Here is a 13493-nt window from a genome sequence, read left to right on the forward strand (position 1 = left end):
CCCGGTCTTCGTGGCGCGCAGCGCCGACGACGCCGATGAGCTGACCCCCGAGGCCTGCCGGCAGCCCGCCGCCTGCCTGGGGGACGTGCCGCGGAGCCCCGCGCCGCGGGGCCCGCCGCCCCGCCCGGGCGTCCGGCGCTTCCGTCCGTACGCCCGTCCGTACGCCCGCCGGTTGCCCCCGCTCACCCGTTGCCCCGTTCACCGGTTCACCCGTTCACGATGGAGTTGGTCGGCTGTGGCGCTCGCCGTCTGCCTGGTGTCGATGCCCTGGCAGTCCCTGGAATCCCCCTCCCTGCCACTGGGGTTGCTGCGCAGCGCCGCCGTCCGTGCGGGGCGGGAGGCGCCGATGACGTACTACGGGAACCTGCGCTGGGCGGAGTTCCTGATGGAGCGCACCGACGGCGCGATCGGTGTCGCCGACTACCACGAGATCGCCGAGAACGGACTGTTCCACGGCCTGGGCGACTGGGCGTTCGCGGGAGTCCTGCACGACGACCCGGAGTTCGGGGTCGCCGCGCTGGAGGCGTACGCGACGGAGCGCGGCCTGGACACCGGGCTGGTCCGGGAGATGCGCGAGCACGCGGACGCGTTCGTCGACCTGGTGGTGGAGGAGCTCCTCGCGCTGGAGGCCGACCTGGTCGGCTTCTCGACCACCTTCATGCAGAACGTTCCCAGCCTGTCGGTCGCCCGGCGGCTCAGGGCGCGCGCGCCGCAGATCGCCGTCCTGTTCGGCGGCGGCAACTGCGACGGCCCGATGGGGGCCGCGCTGCAGCGCAACTTCCCGTACGTCGACTACGTGGTCCGGGGCGAGGGCGAGAAGGCCTTCCCCGCGCTGCTGGCGGCAGTGGACGACGGCTCGGACCTGTCGGAGGTCCCGGGCCTGTGCTGGTGGGCCGCCGACGGCAGCCAGGCCGTCAACCCCCAGCCGCGCCCACTGGCACCGGGCGAGTTGCTGGTGCCCGACTTCGACGACTGGTTCGCCCGGCTCGACGAGTCCGCCGTCCAGTCCTTCGTGGAGCCGAAGCTCGTCCTGGAGGCGGCGCGCGGCTGCTGGTGGGGCGAGAAGCACCACTGCACCTTCTGCGGGCTCAACGGCACCCTGATGGAGTTCCGCTCCAAGCGGCCGGAGACGATCGTCGACGAGATCGGCTCGCTGATCGAGCGCCACCAGGTGCTCGACGTGATCATGGTCGACAACATCATCGACAACCGGTACTTCAGGACGGTGCTCCCGATGCTGGAGGAGCGCGACTGGGACCTGCGGATCCACTACGAGGTGAAGTCCAACCTCCGGCCCGTCGAGATCGCCGCGCTGCGCCGGGTCGGCGCCGTCCACGTGCAGCCGGGCATCGAGTCGCTGGTCTCCCCCGTCCTGAAGATCATGGACAAGGGCGTCACCGGCGTCCAGAACGTCCGCACCCTGCGCGACTGCGAGTCCCAGGGCCTCACCGTGTCGTGGAACTGGCTCTACGGCTTCCCGCACGAGCGGATCCAGGACTACGAGCGGGTGATCGCCCAACTGCCCGCGCTGGTGCACCTGCAACCGCCCGCCGGCGCCGCACGCATCCTGCTGGAACGCTTCAGCCCGTACTTCGAACGGCCTGAGCTGGGCTTCCCCGGGCGCACCACCGCCGCCGCCTACCGGCACGTGTACGCGCTGCCGGAGGAACGGCTCCAGGACATGGTGTACCTGTTCGACACCGAGCCGGCCGGCATCACCGACGAGCAGGTCAAGGCCCTGCACGACCAGCTGAACGCCTGGTCGGACGCCTACCACGACAGTTCGCTGTCCTGCACGGAGTGCGACGGCGCGCTGGTCATCGAGGACCGGCGGACCGGCTGGCCGGAGCGGACGCACCGGATCGAGGCGCCGGAGTTCGTCGCCGCCTACCGGGAACTCGAGGCCGGACGGTCCGCGCCGGCCCTGCGGGAGCGGCTCGCCGAACTCGGGCACCACGTGGCCCCCGACCGACTGGCCGAGTGGCTCGGCCGACTCGCCGACGACGGGCTGGTGTTCGAGGAGCACGGGCGCTGGATCACCCTCGCCACCTCGATCGAGCCGATCAAGGTGGCGGTCTGAGATGGCCGCGACCACCCTGCCGGCGACCCGGCTCGCGCTCGACCACGAGGAGTTCGCGCTGCGCGGCGTCGGACCGGCCGCGCTGTCCACCCGCGTCGTCCACGTGCCCGAGCCGATCCCGTTCGGCGTGTCCCCCTCACGGGACCTGCGCTGGCTGCGCCTGCTCCGGGAGGCGACCAGCCACGCCGTCCGGCTGCGCTGGACCCTCGGCGGGGTCCCGCACCTGCCCGTCGGCACCCTGGCGCACCTCGTCCCCCCGGAAGGCGGAGTCGGGGCCGACGCCGAACGCTACGCACGGGCCTGGGCGGGAGAGTACCGGTACGGGCTGTTCTACTACCGGCACGGGCCCGGCTTCGTCGCCGTGAAGGACGTCCGGCCCGAGCACGAAATGGGCCGGCTGGTGATCGACGAGGGCTCCGAGCACTTCCTCGCCATGGCCCGGGCCACCACCCTGGCGGACCTCGACCCCGCGGCGCGGGCGGCGGTGGACGACGCGGTGGAGGCGGAGCTCGCCGTCGTCGCGGACGACACGGTGCTGGTGCTGCCGTACCGGATGCGGAACTGGCCGGTGCCGTACATCGCCGTCTGAGCGGGCGCGCCGGCCGGGCCGCGGCCGGGCCGTGCGGTGGCCCGGCCGCGGCGCCGGGCCACCCGGCGGACCGGCCCCGACGGACCGGCCCGCCGTCGTCAGCGGTCCCGGGTCGCCCGCAGGGTCAGCTCCTCGACGTTCACGTGCGCCGGCTGGTCGACCACCCAGCCGACCGCCGCCGCGACGTCCTCCGGGAGCAGCGGCTCGAAACCCCACACCGAGGGGTCGTGCACCATGGGCTCGCCGTCCCCGCGGATCACCGAGGCGAACTCGGTGTTCGTCGTGCCGGGGTTGATCAGGCAGATCCGCACCCCGTCCATCCCCTTCTCCCGGCGCACCGACCGGGCGAAGCCCCGCAGTCCGTGCTTGGCGGCCGCGTACGCCGCGTAGTCGGGGGCCGGGTCCACCCCGAAGACCGAGCCGATCAGGACGAGCGTCCCGCCACTGCCGCGCAGGGGCTCGGCGGCCGCCGCGGTGAGCTGCATGGCCGCGGTGAGGTTGAGGGCGACGGCGGCCGGCCACACCCGGTGGTCGGCCTCGCCGACCGGCCCGTACCCCCGGCCGTGCCCGGCCGCGGCGACCACCACGTCGAGGCCGCCGAAGGCCTCCAGCGCCTCGCAGACGACCTGCTCCGCGACCCCCGCCTCGCTCAGGTCCCCGGGCAACGGCAGGCACGCGGTGGGCAGTTCGCCCCGCAGGGCGGCCAGCCGGTCGCTCCGCCGTCCGACCGCCGCGATGTCGTAGCCCCGTCCGGCGAGGTGCACGGCGGTGGCGCGCCCGATGCCGCTGGTGGCGCCGGTGATGAGGGCGGTCCTGCGCTTGGTCATGTCCGGTTCTCCTCCGGCAGAACGGTTCGGGGCCGGGTCGTGGCGACCACGAGGGTCCCGGCCAGGGCGACCGAGGCGAAGACGACCAGCGCCCCGGAGGTGCCGGCCACGCCGGCCAGGGTGCCGCCCAGCAACGCGCCGACCGGCATGACGAGCTGGCCCAGCGAGCGGGACAGGCCGAGCACCCGGCCGAGCTGGTCCGGCGGGGACAGCAGCTGCTGGAGCGTCACCGAGCTGACGGCCCAGACCGTCGCACAGAAGCCGAACACCAGCTGGTAGGTGATCAGCACCGGCAGCGCGAAGCCGAGCGAGGCCACCGGGATCAGGAACAGGGCGGCGGCCGCGACCGGGCCGAAGAGCGGGATCACCCTGGTCAGACCGACCCGCGCGATCACCTTCCTGGCGGTGAGGACGGCCGTCACCGCCGCCACGCTGAAGGCGGCCGTACTGGCCCCGACCTCGCCGGGGCCCAGGTCGGCGACCTCGTAGGCGAAGTACGCGTACAGGCCGCCGAGCCCGGCCCCGCCGAAGTTGAGGGCGGCGGCGGCCACGGCAAGCCGCGCCAGCACCGGCTGGTCGCGCAGCACCCCGACGCCCTCGCGCAGGGACTCGGCGATCCCCGGCCGCGCGGCCGGGGCATCCGGGGCGGGGTCGCGCCGGAGTCTGGGCAGGCTCAGGGCCAGCGCGGACAGCCCGTAGCTGACCGCGTCGGCCACCATCGCGGTGGCCGCACCCACCGCCTGCACCAGCCCCGCGGCCAGCCCCGGGCCGGCGATCTGGCCGACCGAACGCGCCCCGGCCAGCTTGGCGTTGGCGGCGACCAGGCCCTCGGCGGGCACGAAGGCGGGCACCACCGTCGGCACCGCGATGGCGGACAGCCCGCCGAGCGCACCGGAGAGCGCGGCCACCGCGTACAGGTGGACCAGCGTCAACGCGCCGGCGGCGTGCGCCAGCGGCACGGTGGCGATCAGCACGAGCTGGACGAGGTCGACGGTGACCAGCAGCCGCCGCCGCGCCGCGACCCGGTCGACCAGCACCCCGGCGAACGGCCCGGTCAGGCCCTGCACCCCGTACTCCAGGGCGAACAGCAGCGAGGCGGCGAGCGGGCCCGCGCCCAGCAGGAGGATCGCTAGGGTCGGCAGCGCCAGCGCCGTGACCTGGGTACCCGCCACGCTGACCCCCTGCGAGAACATCAGGGCGGGGACGGCTCTGCGGGACGGAGCGGGAGGAGCGGCCACCGGGACGGTTCCCACATCCTCATCTGTCATGTCCCCCAAGCTACTTCATCACGCCGAGGCGCAGAAGCACGCACCCGCCCGGGCGGTTCGGCCGGGCGCGCGGGAAAACCGGTTGGTCCGACCTCGCGCCCGCCGGACAATCGCCGGATGACCGATGATCAGATCGACTGGGATCGCCTGCGCGCGGCCCGGCGGGGCTGCGAGCGCTTCTTCTCCGGCAGCCGCCCCCTCAGCATCCGGGAGCGGCTGGCCGCCCTCACCGCCGCCGACCCGGGCCTCCATCCCGACGTCTACGGCAACGGCGGCCCCGTCCAGGAGCTGGAGCAGCGCACCGCCGCCCTGCTCGGCACGGAGGACGCGGTCTTCTTCCCCACCGGCACCATGGCCCAGCAGGTGGCGCTCCGCCACCACGCCGAGCAGACCGGCAACGCAGCCGTCGCCCTCCACCCGCTCTCCCACATCGAGCGGCACGAGCGCCACGCCCACACCCAGCTGACCGGTCTGCGCGGTCTCTGGCCGACCACCGAGCAGCGCCAACCGACCCCCGAGGAGATCCGCGCCCTCGGCGAGCCCTTCGGCTCCCTGGTGGTCGAACTGCCGCTGCGCGACCCCGGTTTCCTCCTGCCCTCCTGGGAGGAGCTCACCGAGCTGACGGCCGCCGCCCGCGCCGTCGGAGCCCGGGTGCACTTCGACGGCGCCCGCCTCTGGAGCACCACCGCCCACTTCGGCAAGCGGCTCGACGAGATCGCCGCCCTCGCCGACAGCGTCTACGTGTCGTACTACAAGGACCTCGGCGGCATCAGCGGCGCCGCTCTGGCCGGCGACAAGGCGCTCACCGCCTACGCCCGCGTCTGGCGCCACCGCTACGGCGGCCAGCTCTACCAGCAGTGGCCCGCCGCGCTCGCCGCGCTCTCCGGCCTGGACACCGCGCTCCCCGAACTGCCCGGCAACGTCGCCCACGCCAGGACCCTCATCCCCGCGCTGGCCGCGCTCCCCGGCGCCCGCCTCCAGCCGGAGGTCCCGCCCACCCACGAGTTCCAGCTCTGGCTGCCGCACTCCGCGAGGGCCCTGAACCACGCCGTCCTCACGCTCGCCGAGCGGGAGAGGATCTGGTTCGTCCCGGAGTGGACCGACGCCGCCCCCGGGCTCGCCATGGCCGAGGTGGGCCTGGACGGCCCGGCGCGGGAGTGGACGGCCGAGGAGGTGACCGAACTCGGGCAGCGCTTCCTCGCCTTGGTCGCGGCGGCCGAGGAGGGCGCCGGCACCACCGGCTGACCGGCACCCGGCCGACCACCCGCCACCGCCGGCCGTCGGCGCTCGCCGGCCGTCAGCGCTCGCCGCCGCGGGGCAGTACGGGTTTCACGTCCAGGATCGGCGTGCCGTCGATCGCCTCCAGCCCGCTGACGTGGATCCGCAGGCCGTCCACGGCGAGGATGGTCACCGGGTGCAGGCCGATGGGGTTGGGGCGGTCGGGCGAGCGGGTGGCGAAGACGCCGGTCTCCGGCCGGGAGAGGTCGCCGCGCGGGTGGACGGCGAGCACGGTGCGGTCGGCCCGGTCGAGCCAGGTCAGCAGCAGCACCTGCTGTCCTTCGGCCAGGTCCCGCAGGGCCCGCTCGACCGCCGGGTCGAACACCAGCCAGGCGTCCGGTCCGCCCTCGTCGCCCTGCTTGGGGGCGTCCTTCCGGTCCGTCAGCGGCGACTCCACCCGGCCGATCACCCTGACCCGGTAGTCCTGGTCCGCCATCGCGCTCCTCCCGTCCCTCACCGGTGCCGGTTCCGTTCGGTGCCGCTCCGCTCCTCCGCCGATCATCGCACCGGCTCACCGGCGGCCCCACCCGAAATCCGGTGGGCCGCCACCGGGCTTCGTGTCAGAATGACGATATGAGTGATCAGTACGCGGGGGAGCTCGCCGACGTCCGCAACCGCGAGGACCTGGCCGCCCTGATGGCCGCCGGGGCGCAGCCGAAGTGGGTGATGTTCTGGGGCCACACCCCGCGCAAGGGCGGTGGGACGAACCAGGAGTGCCTGAGCCAGTGGTGGCCCTGCCGGTTCACCGTCGACGGGGTGGCGTACCCGTCCGCCGAGCACTGGATGATGGCCGGCAAGGCCCGGATGTTCGGCGACGAGGCCGTCGAGCAGCGCATCCTCGCGGCCCGCACGCCCGCCGAGGCGAAGAAGCTGGGCCGACTGGTCAGGGGCTTCGACGACCAGGTGTGGGCGGCCGGACGGTTCGACCTGGTGGTCGAGGGCAACGTCGCGAAGTTCAGCCAGGACGAGGCGCTGCGCGCCTACCTGCTGGGCACCGGCGGCCGCGTCCTGGTCGAGGCCAGTCCGCTGGACCGGATCTGGGGCATCGGGCTGGCCGCGGACGACGTCCGTGCCGAACGACCGGTGGAGTGGCGGGGGTTGAACCTGCTCGGCTTCGCCCTGATGGAGGCGCGGGCGCGGCTGGCGCGGTGACGCCCGCAGACCCACCGGCGCGCTTTCCACAACATCCGCCCCTTGCGCGCCCCTTGACACCACTCGCACACGACTGGTCGTGCTCCCTTAACTCCCCAGCCACATAACGACGCGAGGATGTCCCGCAATCAGGGTCTGGATGGACGGGTTGGGGCGATCATGCGCATGCGGTCGACGGAAGGATCCACGGGGCAGCAGCCGGAGGACGAGCTCGGGGCCGCCGAACTCCGGGCCGAGCTGGACGAGTTACTCCGGGCGAGCCGTTACGCGAGTCAACGCGAACGGCGGCTGAACGAGGCGATACGGGCGGCCCCGGGCCGTCGGCGCCCGGACGGGGACCTGCTGCGGCAGCTCGCCCAGGTGCGCACCCTCCGCGCCGGCCTGGGCGCCCGTTGCCTCCAACTGAGCGATGAGCTGGAGGCGTTGGAGATTCGACTCAGACGCCGGCAAGCCTCCCCGGAGGAACCGGCGCCGCAGGCGTGGCAGGCCCCGCCGCCACCACCGCCCGCCAGGCCCGACCTGGGCGGCCTCACCGAGCGGATCACGGCCCTCCACCGCGGCGGCTCCGTTCCCGAGGCCGAGGACCTGCTGAACCGGGCCGCCGACCACCTCGAACCCGCCGACACCGCCCTCCTGGTCGGCATGCTCGCCCAGCGCGGCCCGACCGGTGCCTCGCTGCACCTCGCCGGGTGCACCGCCCGCAGCGCCCCGGACCACGCCGTCGCGGTACTGGCGGAGCTGCGCGAACTGGGGCTGGGCGAGGAGGCGGCGGAACTGTTCCACGCCTTCTGGGCCTATCCGGCGGCCGCGGTACCGGACCTCCTCGCCGCACTGGAGCGGGCCGGGCTGCACGCGGACGGTGCGACCCTGCTCTGGGAGTGGGGCTCCGCCCCGACCGCCGAACTGACCGCCCTCGCGGCCTGCCTCCAGCAGTGCGGCCGCTCCGGCGACGTCCGCACCCTGCTCCGCCAGGCCGCCGGCCGTCCCACCGCCGACCTCGCCGACCTCGTCGTCGAACTCCCGGCCGCGCTCGCCGCCCTCCTGCTGACCGAGTTGGCGGCCCTGCGGCCGCCCGCCGAAGTGGTCCGCCTGGCCGCGGCCCTGGCCGACGCCCCGGACCTCTACGGCCACCTGCTGGGCGCCCTGCTCGCCGACGGGGGCCGCCACCGGACCACCCTCGCCGCCCTCCGCACCGCCGGTCTCCCGACCGCGCCGCCCGCCACCCCCCGCTCCCGCTGGGGCCGGCGGTAGGACGGTCGGTACGGCAGGCGGCAGGCGGCACCCTCGCGTCACCCCGCCGTCCGCTCCCCGCGCAGCAGGAAGCCCCCTTCCGCCCCGGAGACCAGGGCGGACGGGGGCTCCCCGAGCCGGCAGGACCGGACTAGCAGCCGATGAGCCGCGCGCCCAGGTAGGCCTTGACCTGGTCGAGCGACACGCGCTCCTGCGACATGCTGTCGCGGTCGCGGACGGTCACCGCGTTGTCCTCGAGGGTGTCGAAGTCGACCGTGACGCAGAACGGCGTGCCGATCTCGTCCTGGCGGCGGTAGCGCTTGCCGATGGCCCCGGCGTCGTCGAACTCGACGTTCCACGCGGTGCGCAGGTCGGCGGCCAGGCCGCGGGCCTTCGGGGAGAGCTCGGCGTTGCGGGACAGCGGCAGGACGGCGACCTTGACCGGGGCCAGGCGCGGGTCGAGCCGCATGCCGACGCGCTTCTCCATGACGCCCTTGGCGTTCGGCGCCTCGTCCTCGAAGTAGGCGTCGATCAGGAAGGCCAGCATGGCGCGGTTGAGGCCGGCCGCCGGCTCGATGACGTACGGGAAGTACCGCTCGCCGCTCTCCTGGTCGTAGTACTTCAGGTCCTGGCCGGAGGCGTTGCTGTGCACCGTCAGGTCGTAGTCGGTGCGGTTGGCGATGCCCTCGAGCTCGGAGAACTCGGAGCCGCCGAAGTTGAAGCGGTACTCGATGTCCACGGTGCGCTTGGCGTAGTGGGACAGCTTCTCCTTCGGGTGCTCGAAGAAGCGCATGTTCTCGGTGCGCAGGCCGAGGTCGACGTACCAGTCCCAGCGCTGCTGGAGCCAGTACTCGTGCCACTGCTCGTCCTCGCCCGGCTTGACGAAGAACTCCATCTCCATCTGCTCGAACTCGCGGGTGCGGAAGATGAAGTTGCCGGGCGTGATCTCGTTGCGGAAGCTCTTGCCGGTCTGGGCGATGCCGAACGGCGGCTTCTTGCGCGAAGTGGTCTGGACGGCCTTGAAGTTGGTGAAGATGCCCTGGGCGGTCTCGGGGCGCAGGTACGCCAGGCCGCTGGCCTCCTCGGTGACGCCGAGATGGGTCTTCAGCATGCCCGAGAAGTCCTTGGGCTCGGTGAACTGACCCTTGGTGCCGCAGTCGGGGCAGTTGACGTCCTTGAGGCCGTTCGGCGGCGGGAAGCCGTGCTTGGCCTCGTACTTCTCCTCCAGGTGGTCCGCCCGGTGGCGCTTGTGGCAGGAGAGGCACTCGGTCAGCGGGTCGTTGAAGGTGGCGACGTGGCCGGAGGCCTCCCAGACCTCACGGGCGAGGATCACCGACGAGTCGAGTCCGACGACATCCTCACGGGCCTGCACCATCGCGCGCCACCACTGGCGCTTGATGTTCTCCTTGAGCTCGACACCCAGCGGCCCGTAGTCCCAGGCGGCACGCGTGCCGCCGTAGATCTCGCTGCAGGGGTAGACGAAGCCACGGCGCTTGCTCAGGCTGACGATCGTGTCGATCTTGTCGGCGGCCACAGTGCTCTCTTCAGTACGTACGGCACGGTCAGGGCACGGCTGGTTGCGCGTACCCGAATACCTCAGGTTACCGGCCTGATGGGTACGGGGTTCAAATCGGTATCGTCCGCCGGCCCCCGCTCCCGGCCACCCGCCGTTCACCCGTCGGAGTGAGTTGACAATCATTCCCAAATAAGTTGAGAATGATTTTCATGATGATCGGACAGTCTCGCCGTCGCACCCTCCGTGCCCGCCGCACCGCGGCCCTGGCCGCCGCCGCCCTGACCGCCTCCCTCGCCCTGACGGCCTGCGGCGGCAGCAGCAGCGCCAAGGGCACGGACGGCAAGCTGAACGTCGTCGCGTCCTTCTACCCGATGGAGTTCCTGGCCCAGCAGATCGGCAAGGACCACGTCTCGGTCACCGACCTCACCGCGCCCGGCGTCGAGCCGCACGACCTGGAGCTCACCGCCAAGCAGGTGGCGACCGTCCAGAAGGCCGACGCGATCCTCTACCTCAAGGGCCTGCAGCCCACCGTCGACCAGGCCGTCGGCCAGTCCTCCAGCAAGCACAAGGTCGACGCCACCGCCGCCAGCCCGCTGGTCGACCACCACCTCGACGCCGAGACCTCCGGGGACGGCCACCAGAGCGGGGGTCCGGCCGGTGACCCGCACGTCTGGCTCGACCCGACCCGCTACGCCGCGATCGCCAGGAGCGTCGGCGACGAGTTCGCCAAGGCCGACCCCTCCCACGCCGAGGACTACCGGAAGAACACCGACGAGCTGGTCACCAAGCTCACCGCGCTGGACCAGGACTTCGCCAACGGACTGAAGTCCACCAGGACCAGGACCTTCGTCACCAGCCACGCCGCCTTCGGCTACCTCGCCGACCACTACGGCCTGACCCAGGTCGCCGTCAACGGCGTCGACCCCGAGTCCGAGCCGACCCCGGCCCGCCTCGCCGAGGTGCAGAAGGCCGCCAAGGACAACGGCGTCACCACCGTCTTCTTCGAGACCCTGGTCAGCCCCAAGCTCGCCGAGACCGTCGCCAAGGACCTCGGCCTGAAGACCGCCGTGCTGGACCCGCTGGAGGGCGTCAAGGACCCGTCCAAGGACGACTACCTCACCGTCATGAAGCAGAACCTGGCCAACCTCCAGGCCGCCCTCGGCGCCACCGCGACCACCGACGCGACCACCGGCGCCACCGCGACCGCGACCGCGACCGCCGACGCCACCGCGACCAGCTGACAGGAGGCGGCACCATGACCGATCCGATGCCCCCGGCCGTCCGCCTGCGGAACGCCGTCGCCTCCCGCGGCGGCCGACCGGTGCTGCGCGGCGTCGACCTCACCGTCGAACCCGGCGAGGTCGTCGCGCTGCTCGGCGCCAACGGCTCCGGCAAGTCCACCACCGTCAAGGTCGTGACCGGCGCGGTGCCCCTGGAGCAGGGCGCCCTGGAGCTGTTCGGCACGCCGTACGCCTCCTTCCGCGCCTGGCACCGGATCGGGTACGTCCCCCAGCGCACCACCGCCGCCTCCGGCGTCCCGGCGACGGTGCGCGAGGTGGTCTCCACCGGCCGGCTGCCGCAGCACCGGCTGCTGCCCTTCCGGCGCGCCGACCGCCACGCGGTGGACCGCACGCTGGCCGCCGTCGGCATGCTGGAGCGGGCCGGGGACGGCGTCGCCGACCTGTCCGGCGGCCAGCAGCAGCGGGTGCTGATCGCCCGCGCCCTGGTCGGCCGGCCCGACCTGCTGATCATGGACGAGCCGATGGCCGGCGTGGACGCGGCCAGCCAGCAGGTGCTCGCCGACATCCTGCGCGGGGAGGTCGCCCGCCGCGCCTCCGTCCTCCTCGTCCTGCACGAACTCGGGCCGCTGGAGCCGCTGATCGACCGCGTCGTGGTGCTGCGGGACGGCTGCGTCGCCCACGACGGGCCGCCCGTGCCCAACACCGGCCTGCACGCCCTGCCCGGCCACGACCACGTCCACCCGCACGCCGACCTCACCCCGCCGAGGCTGCTCGCATGACCGAGATGCTCTCCTACGACTTCATGCAGCGCGCCCTGCTCGCCGCCGTGTTGGTCGGGATCACCGCCCCCGCCGTCGGCATCTACCTGGTGCAGCGCCGCCAGGCCCTGATGGGCGACGGCATGGGCCACGTCGCGATGACCGGGGTCGGCCTCGGCTTCGTCTTCCAGACCAGCCCGGTCTGGATGGCCGTGCTGGTCTGCGTGCTCGGCGCGGTCACCATGGAGCTGGTGCGCTCGCGCGGCAACCAGCGCGGCGACATCGCCCTGGCGATGCTCTTCTACGGCGGCATGGCCTGCGGCAAGCTGCTCGTCTCGCTCTCCGCCCAGGCCGGGGCCGGCTCGCTGGAGAGCTACCTGTGGGGCTCGATCCTGACCGTCGCCCCCGCGGACCTCACCGCCATCGCGGTGCTCGGCGCGGTCGTCATCGCGGTCACCGTCGGCCTGCGCCGCCAGCTCTTCGCGATCTGCCAGGACGAGGACTTCGCCCGGGTCACCGGCCTGCCGGTGCGCACCCTGAACCTGCTGCTCGCGGTGATGGCCGCCGTCACCGTCACCGTCGCCATGCGGGTGGTCGGACTGCTGCTGGTCAGCGCCCTGATGGTGGTTCCGGTGGTCGCCGCCCAGCAGCTCACCCGCTCCTTCGCCGCCACCCAGGCCGCCGCCGTCGCGCTCGGCGTGGGGGTCTCGCTGGCCGGCGTCACCGGCTCCTACCAGCTCGACGTGCCGTCCGGCCCCGCCATCGTGCTGCTCGCCATCGCGGTCTTCGCGGTGTTCAGCGTGATCGCCGCACCGCTGGCCCGGCGACGCCACCGCCGCCGCGGTGACGCCGCCCGCGGGCCGACGGTCTGCGACGTGCGGATCCCCGGTCCGACCCGCGACCGGACGGTCGACCGGGCGGCGGACCGGAGCGGCGGCCGGACCCGGGATCGGGTGCCCGACCTGACCGCCGAAAACACCCCCTCCGACGCGGGCACTCCGGAGCGACGGGCCGGACTGGCACAATGAGGTGCGAGACGCCCACGACCCCAGGAGGACCCACGGTGACCACCGCAGGCCCGTCGCCGCGCGCCCGATCGACCCGGCAGCGTGCCGCCGTATCGGCGGCCCTGGACGAGATCGCGGACTTCCGCAGCGCGCAGGAGCTCCACGACCTGCTCAAGCACCGCGGGGACTCCGTCGGTCTCACCACGGTGTACCGCACGCTCCAGTCGCTCGCCGACGCCGGTGAGGTGGACGTGCTGCGCACCGCCGACGGCGAAGCCGTCTACCGCCGGTGCAGCAGCGGGCACCACCACCACCTGGTCTGCCGGCACTGCGGCGCGACCGTCGAGGTGGAGGGCCCCGCGGTGGAGCGCTGGGCCAACTCCGTCGCTTCCGAGCACGGGTTCAGCGACATCGCGCACACCCTGGAGATCTTCGGCACCTGCGCGGAGTGCGCGAAGAAGGCCTGACGGCGGCCCGTACGGGGGCAGCCCGTACGGACGGCGCCACGGCGAAAGAACGGCGCAGGGCCCGCGGGATCGTCCCCGCG

The 13493-nt window shown here is 73.3% G+C and carries 13 protein-coding genes; 9 read left to right on the plus strand and 4 right to left on the minus strand.

The window, feature by feature from the left end:
• The coding region (locus ABT247_RS25130) for a RiPP maturation radical SAM C-methyltransferase (RefSeq protein WP_350746118.1) at positions 1 to 2080 on the plus strand (2080 nt) is incomplete at its 5' end.
• 1 nt (position 2081) lies between these two features.
• The gene (locus ABT247_RS25135; protein WP_350746121.1) at positions 2082 to 2669 is read left to right on the plus strand and encodes a DUF5825 family protein; all 588 of its coding nucleotides are present in this window, start codon (positions 2082 to 2084) and stop codon (positions 2667 to 2669) included.
• Between the two features lie 98 nt (positions 2670 to 2767).
• Here ABT247_RS25135 and ABT247_RS25140 read toward each other — a convergent pair whose 3' ends face one another.
• Complete coding sequence (locus ABT247_RS25140) at positions 2768 to 3496, minus strand: SDR family oxidoreductase (RefSeq protein ID WP_350746124.1); 729 nt, start codon at positions 3494 to 3496, stop codon at positions 2768 to 2770.
• Positions 3493 to 4764 (minus strand): MFS transporter, encoded by a 1272-nt coding sequence (locus ABT247_RS25145; RefSeq protein ID WP_350746126.1) that lies wholly within the window; start codon positions 4762 to 4764, stop codon positions 3493 to 3495. Before ABT247_RS25145 ends, ABT247_RS25140 begins: the two co-directional genes overlap by 4 nt.
• A 117-nt stretch (positions 4765 to 4881) precedes the next feature.
• Between ABT247_RS25145 and ABT247_RS25150 the strand changes: the two genes are divergently transcribed.
• Positions 4882 to 6009, plus strand: a complete 1128-nt coding sequence (locus tag ABT247_RS25150; RefSeq protein WP_350746129.1) for a threonine aldolase family protein — start codon at positions 4882 to 4884, stop codon at positions 6007 to 6009.
• A 52-nt stretch (positions 6010 to 6061) separates the two neighbouring features.
• On the opposite strand, the gene tsaA is transcribed toward ABT247_RS25150, so the two are convergent.
• Positions 6062 to 6478 (minus strand): tRNA (N6-threonylcarbamoyladenosine(37)-N6)-methyltransferase TrmO, encoded by a 417-nt coding sequence (gene tsaA / locus ABT247_RS25155; RefSeq protein ID WP_350746131.1) that lies wholly within the window; start codon positions 6476 to 6478, stop codon positions 6062 to 6064.
• A 137-nt stretch (positions 6479 to 6615) separates the two neighbouring features.
• On the opposite strand from tsaA, the gene ybiA reads away from it, so the two are divergent.
• Both ybiA and ABT247_RS25165 read left to right on the plus strand, forming a co-directional pair.
• A complete protein-coding gene (gene ybiA / locus ABT247_RS25160; RefSeq protein WP_350746134.1) occupies positions 6616 to 7194 on the plus strand; it encodes a riboflavin biosynthesis intermediates N-glycosidase in 579 nt (192 codons plus the stop codon).
• Between the two features lie 165 nt (positions 7195 to 7359).
• A complete protein-coding gene (locus ABT247_RS25165) occupies positions 7360 to 8445 on the plus strand; it encodes a hypothetical protein (protein WP_350746137.1) in 1086 nt (361 codons plus the stop codon).
• Between the two features lie 130 nt (positions 8446 to 8575).
• Here the strand turns inward: ABT247_RS25165 and ABT247_RS25170 are convergent, their stop codons facing one another.
• On the minus strand, positions 8576 to 9958 hold the full coding sequence (locus ABT247_RS25170; RefSeq protein ID WP_350746140.1) for a glycine--tRNA ligase: 1383 nt from the start codon (positions 9956 to 9958) through the stop codon (positions 8576 to 8578).
• Positions 9959 to 10149: 191 nt separating this feature from the next.
• On the opposite strand from ABT247_RS25170, the gene ABT247_RS25175 reads away from it, so the two are divergent.
• The 4 genes from ABT247_RS25175 to ABT247_RS25190 are packed head-to-tail and all read left to right on the plus strand — an operon-like array spanning position 10150 to position 13413.
• Positions 10150 to 11181 carry a metal ABC transporter substrate-binding protein gene (locus ABT247_RS25175; protein ID WP_350746142.1) on the plus strand — a complete coding sequence of 344 codons (1032 nt, stop codon included), beginning with the start codon at positions 10150 to 10152 and terminating at the stop codon, positions 11179 to 11181.
• Between the two features lie 14 nt (positions 11182 to 11195).
• The gene (locus tag ABT247_RS25180) at positions 11196 to 11960 is read left to right on the plus strand and encodes a metal ABC transporter ATP-binding protein (RefSeq protein ID WP_350746145.1); all 765 of its coding nucleotides are present in this window, start codon (positions 11196 to 11198) and stop codon (positions 11958 to 11960) included.
• Entirely contained in the window at positions 11957 to 12967 is a 1011-nt protein-coding gene (locus ABT247_RS25185) for a metal ABC transporter permease (RefSeq protein ID WP_350746147.1), read from the plus strand. Before ABT247_RS25180 ends, ABT247_RS25185 begins: the two co-directional genes overlap by 4 nt.
• A gap of 35 nt (positions 12968 to 13002) precedes the next feature.
• Positions 13003 to 13413 (plus strand): Fur family transcriptional regulator, encoded by a 411-nt coding sequence (locus tag ABT247_RS25190; RefSeq protein ID WP_350746150.1) that lies wholly within the window; start codon positions 13003 to 13005, stop codon positions 13411 to 13413.
• Positions 13414 to 13493: the final 80 nt, after the last annotated feature.

The organism is Kitasatospora sp. NPDC001539 (assembly GCF_040298565.1).
GTDB lineage: Bacteria > Actinomycetota > Actinomycetes > Streptomycetales > Streptomycetaceae > Kitasatospora.

Excerpts from the sequence above, each read along its gene's own strand:
- ABT247_RS25135 (WP_350746121.1), top strand. The coding sequence starts at position 2,082 with ATGGCCGCGACCACCCTGCCGGCGACCCGGCTCGCGCTCGACCACGAG.
- ABT247_RS25175 (WP_350746142.1), top strand. The coding sequence starts at position 10,150 with ATGATGATCGGACAGTCTCGCCGTCGCACCCTCCGTGCCCGCCGCACC.
- tsaA (WP_350746131.1), bottom strand. The coding sequence starts at position 6,478 with ATGGCGGACCAGGACTACCGGGTCAGGGTGATCGGCCGGGTGGAGTCG.
- ABT247_RS25145 (WP_350746126.1), bottom strand. The coding sequence starts at position 4,764 with ATGACAGATGAGGATGTGGGAACCGTCCCGGTGGCCGCTCCTCCCGCT.
- ABT247_RS25180 (WP_350746145.1), top strand. The coding sequence starts at position 11,196 with ATGACCGATCCGATGCCCCCGGCCGTCCGCCTGCGGAACGCCGTCGCC.
- ABT247_RS25140 (WP_350746124.1), bottom strand. The coding sequence starts at position 3,496 with ATGACCAAGCGCAGGACCGCCCTCATCACCGGCGCCACCAGCGGCATC.
- ABT247_RS25165 (WP_350746137.1), top strand. The coding sequence starts at position 7,360 with ATGCGGTCGACGGAAGGATCCACGGGGCAGCAGCCGGAGGACGAGCTC.
- ABT247_RS25185 (WP_350746147.1), top strand. The coding sequence starts at position 11,957 with ATGACCGAGATGCTCTCCTACGACTTCATGCAGCGCGCCCTGCTCGCC.
- ybiA (WP_350746134.1), top strand. The coding sequence starts at position 6,616 with ATGAGTGATCAGTACGCGGGGGAGCTCGCCGACGTCCGCAACCGCGAG.
- ABT247_RS25150 (WP_350746129.1), top strand. The coding sequence starts at position 4,882 with ATGACCGATGATCAGATCGACTGGGATCGCCTGCGCGCGGCCCGGCGG.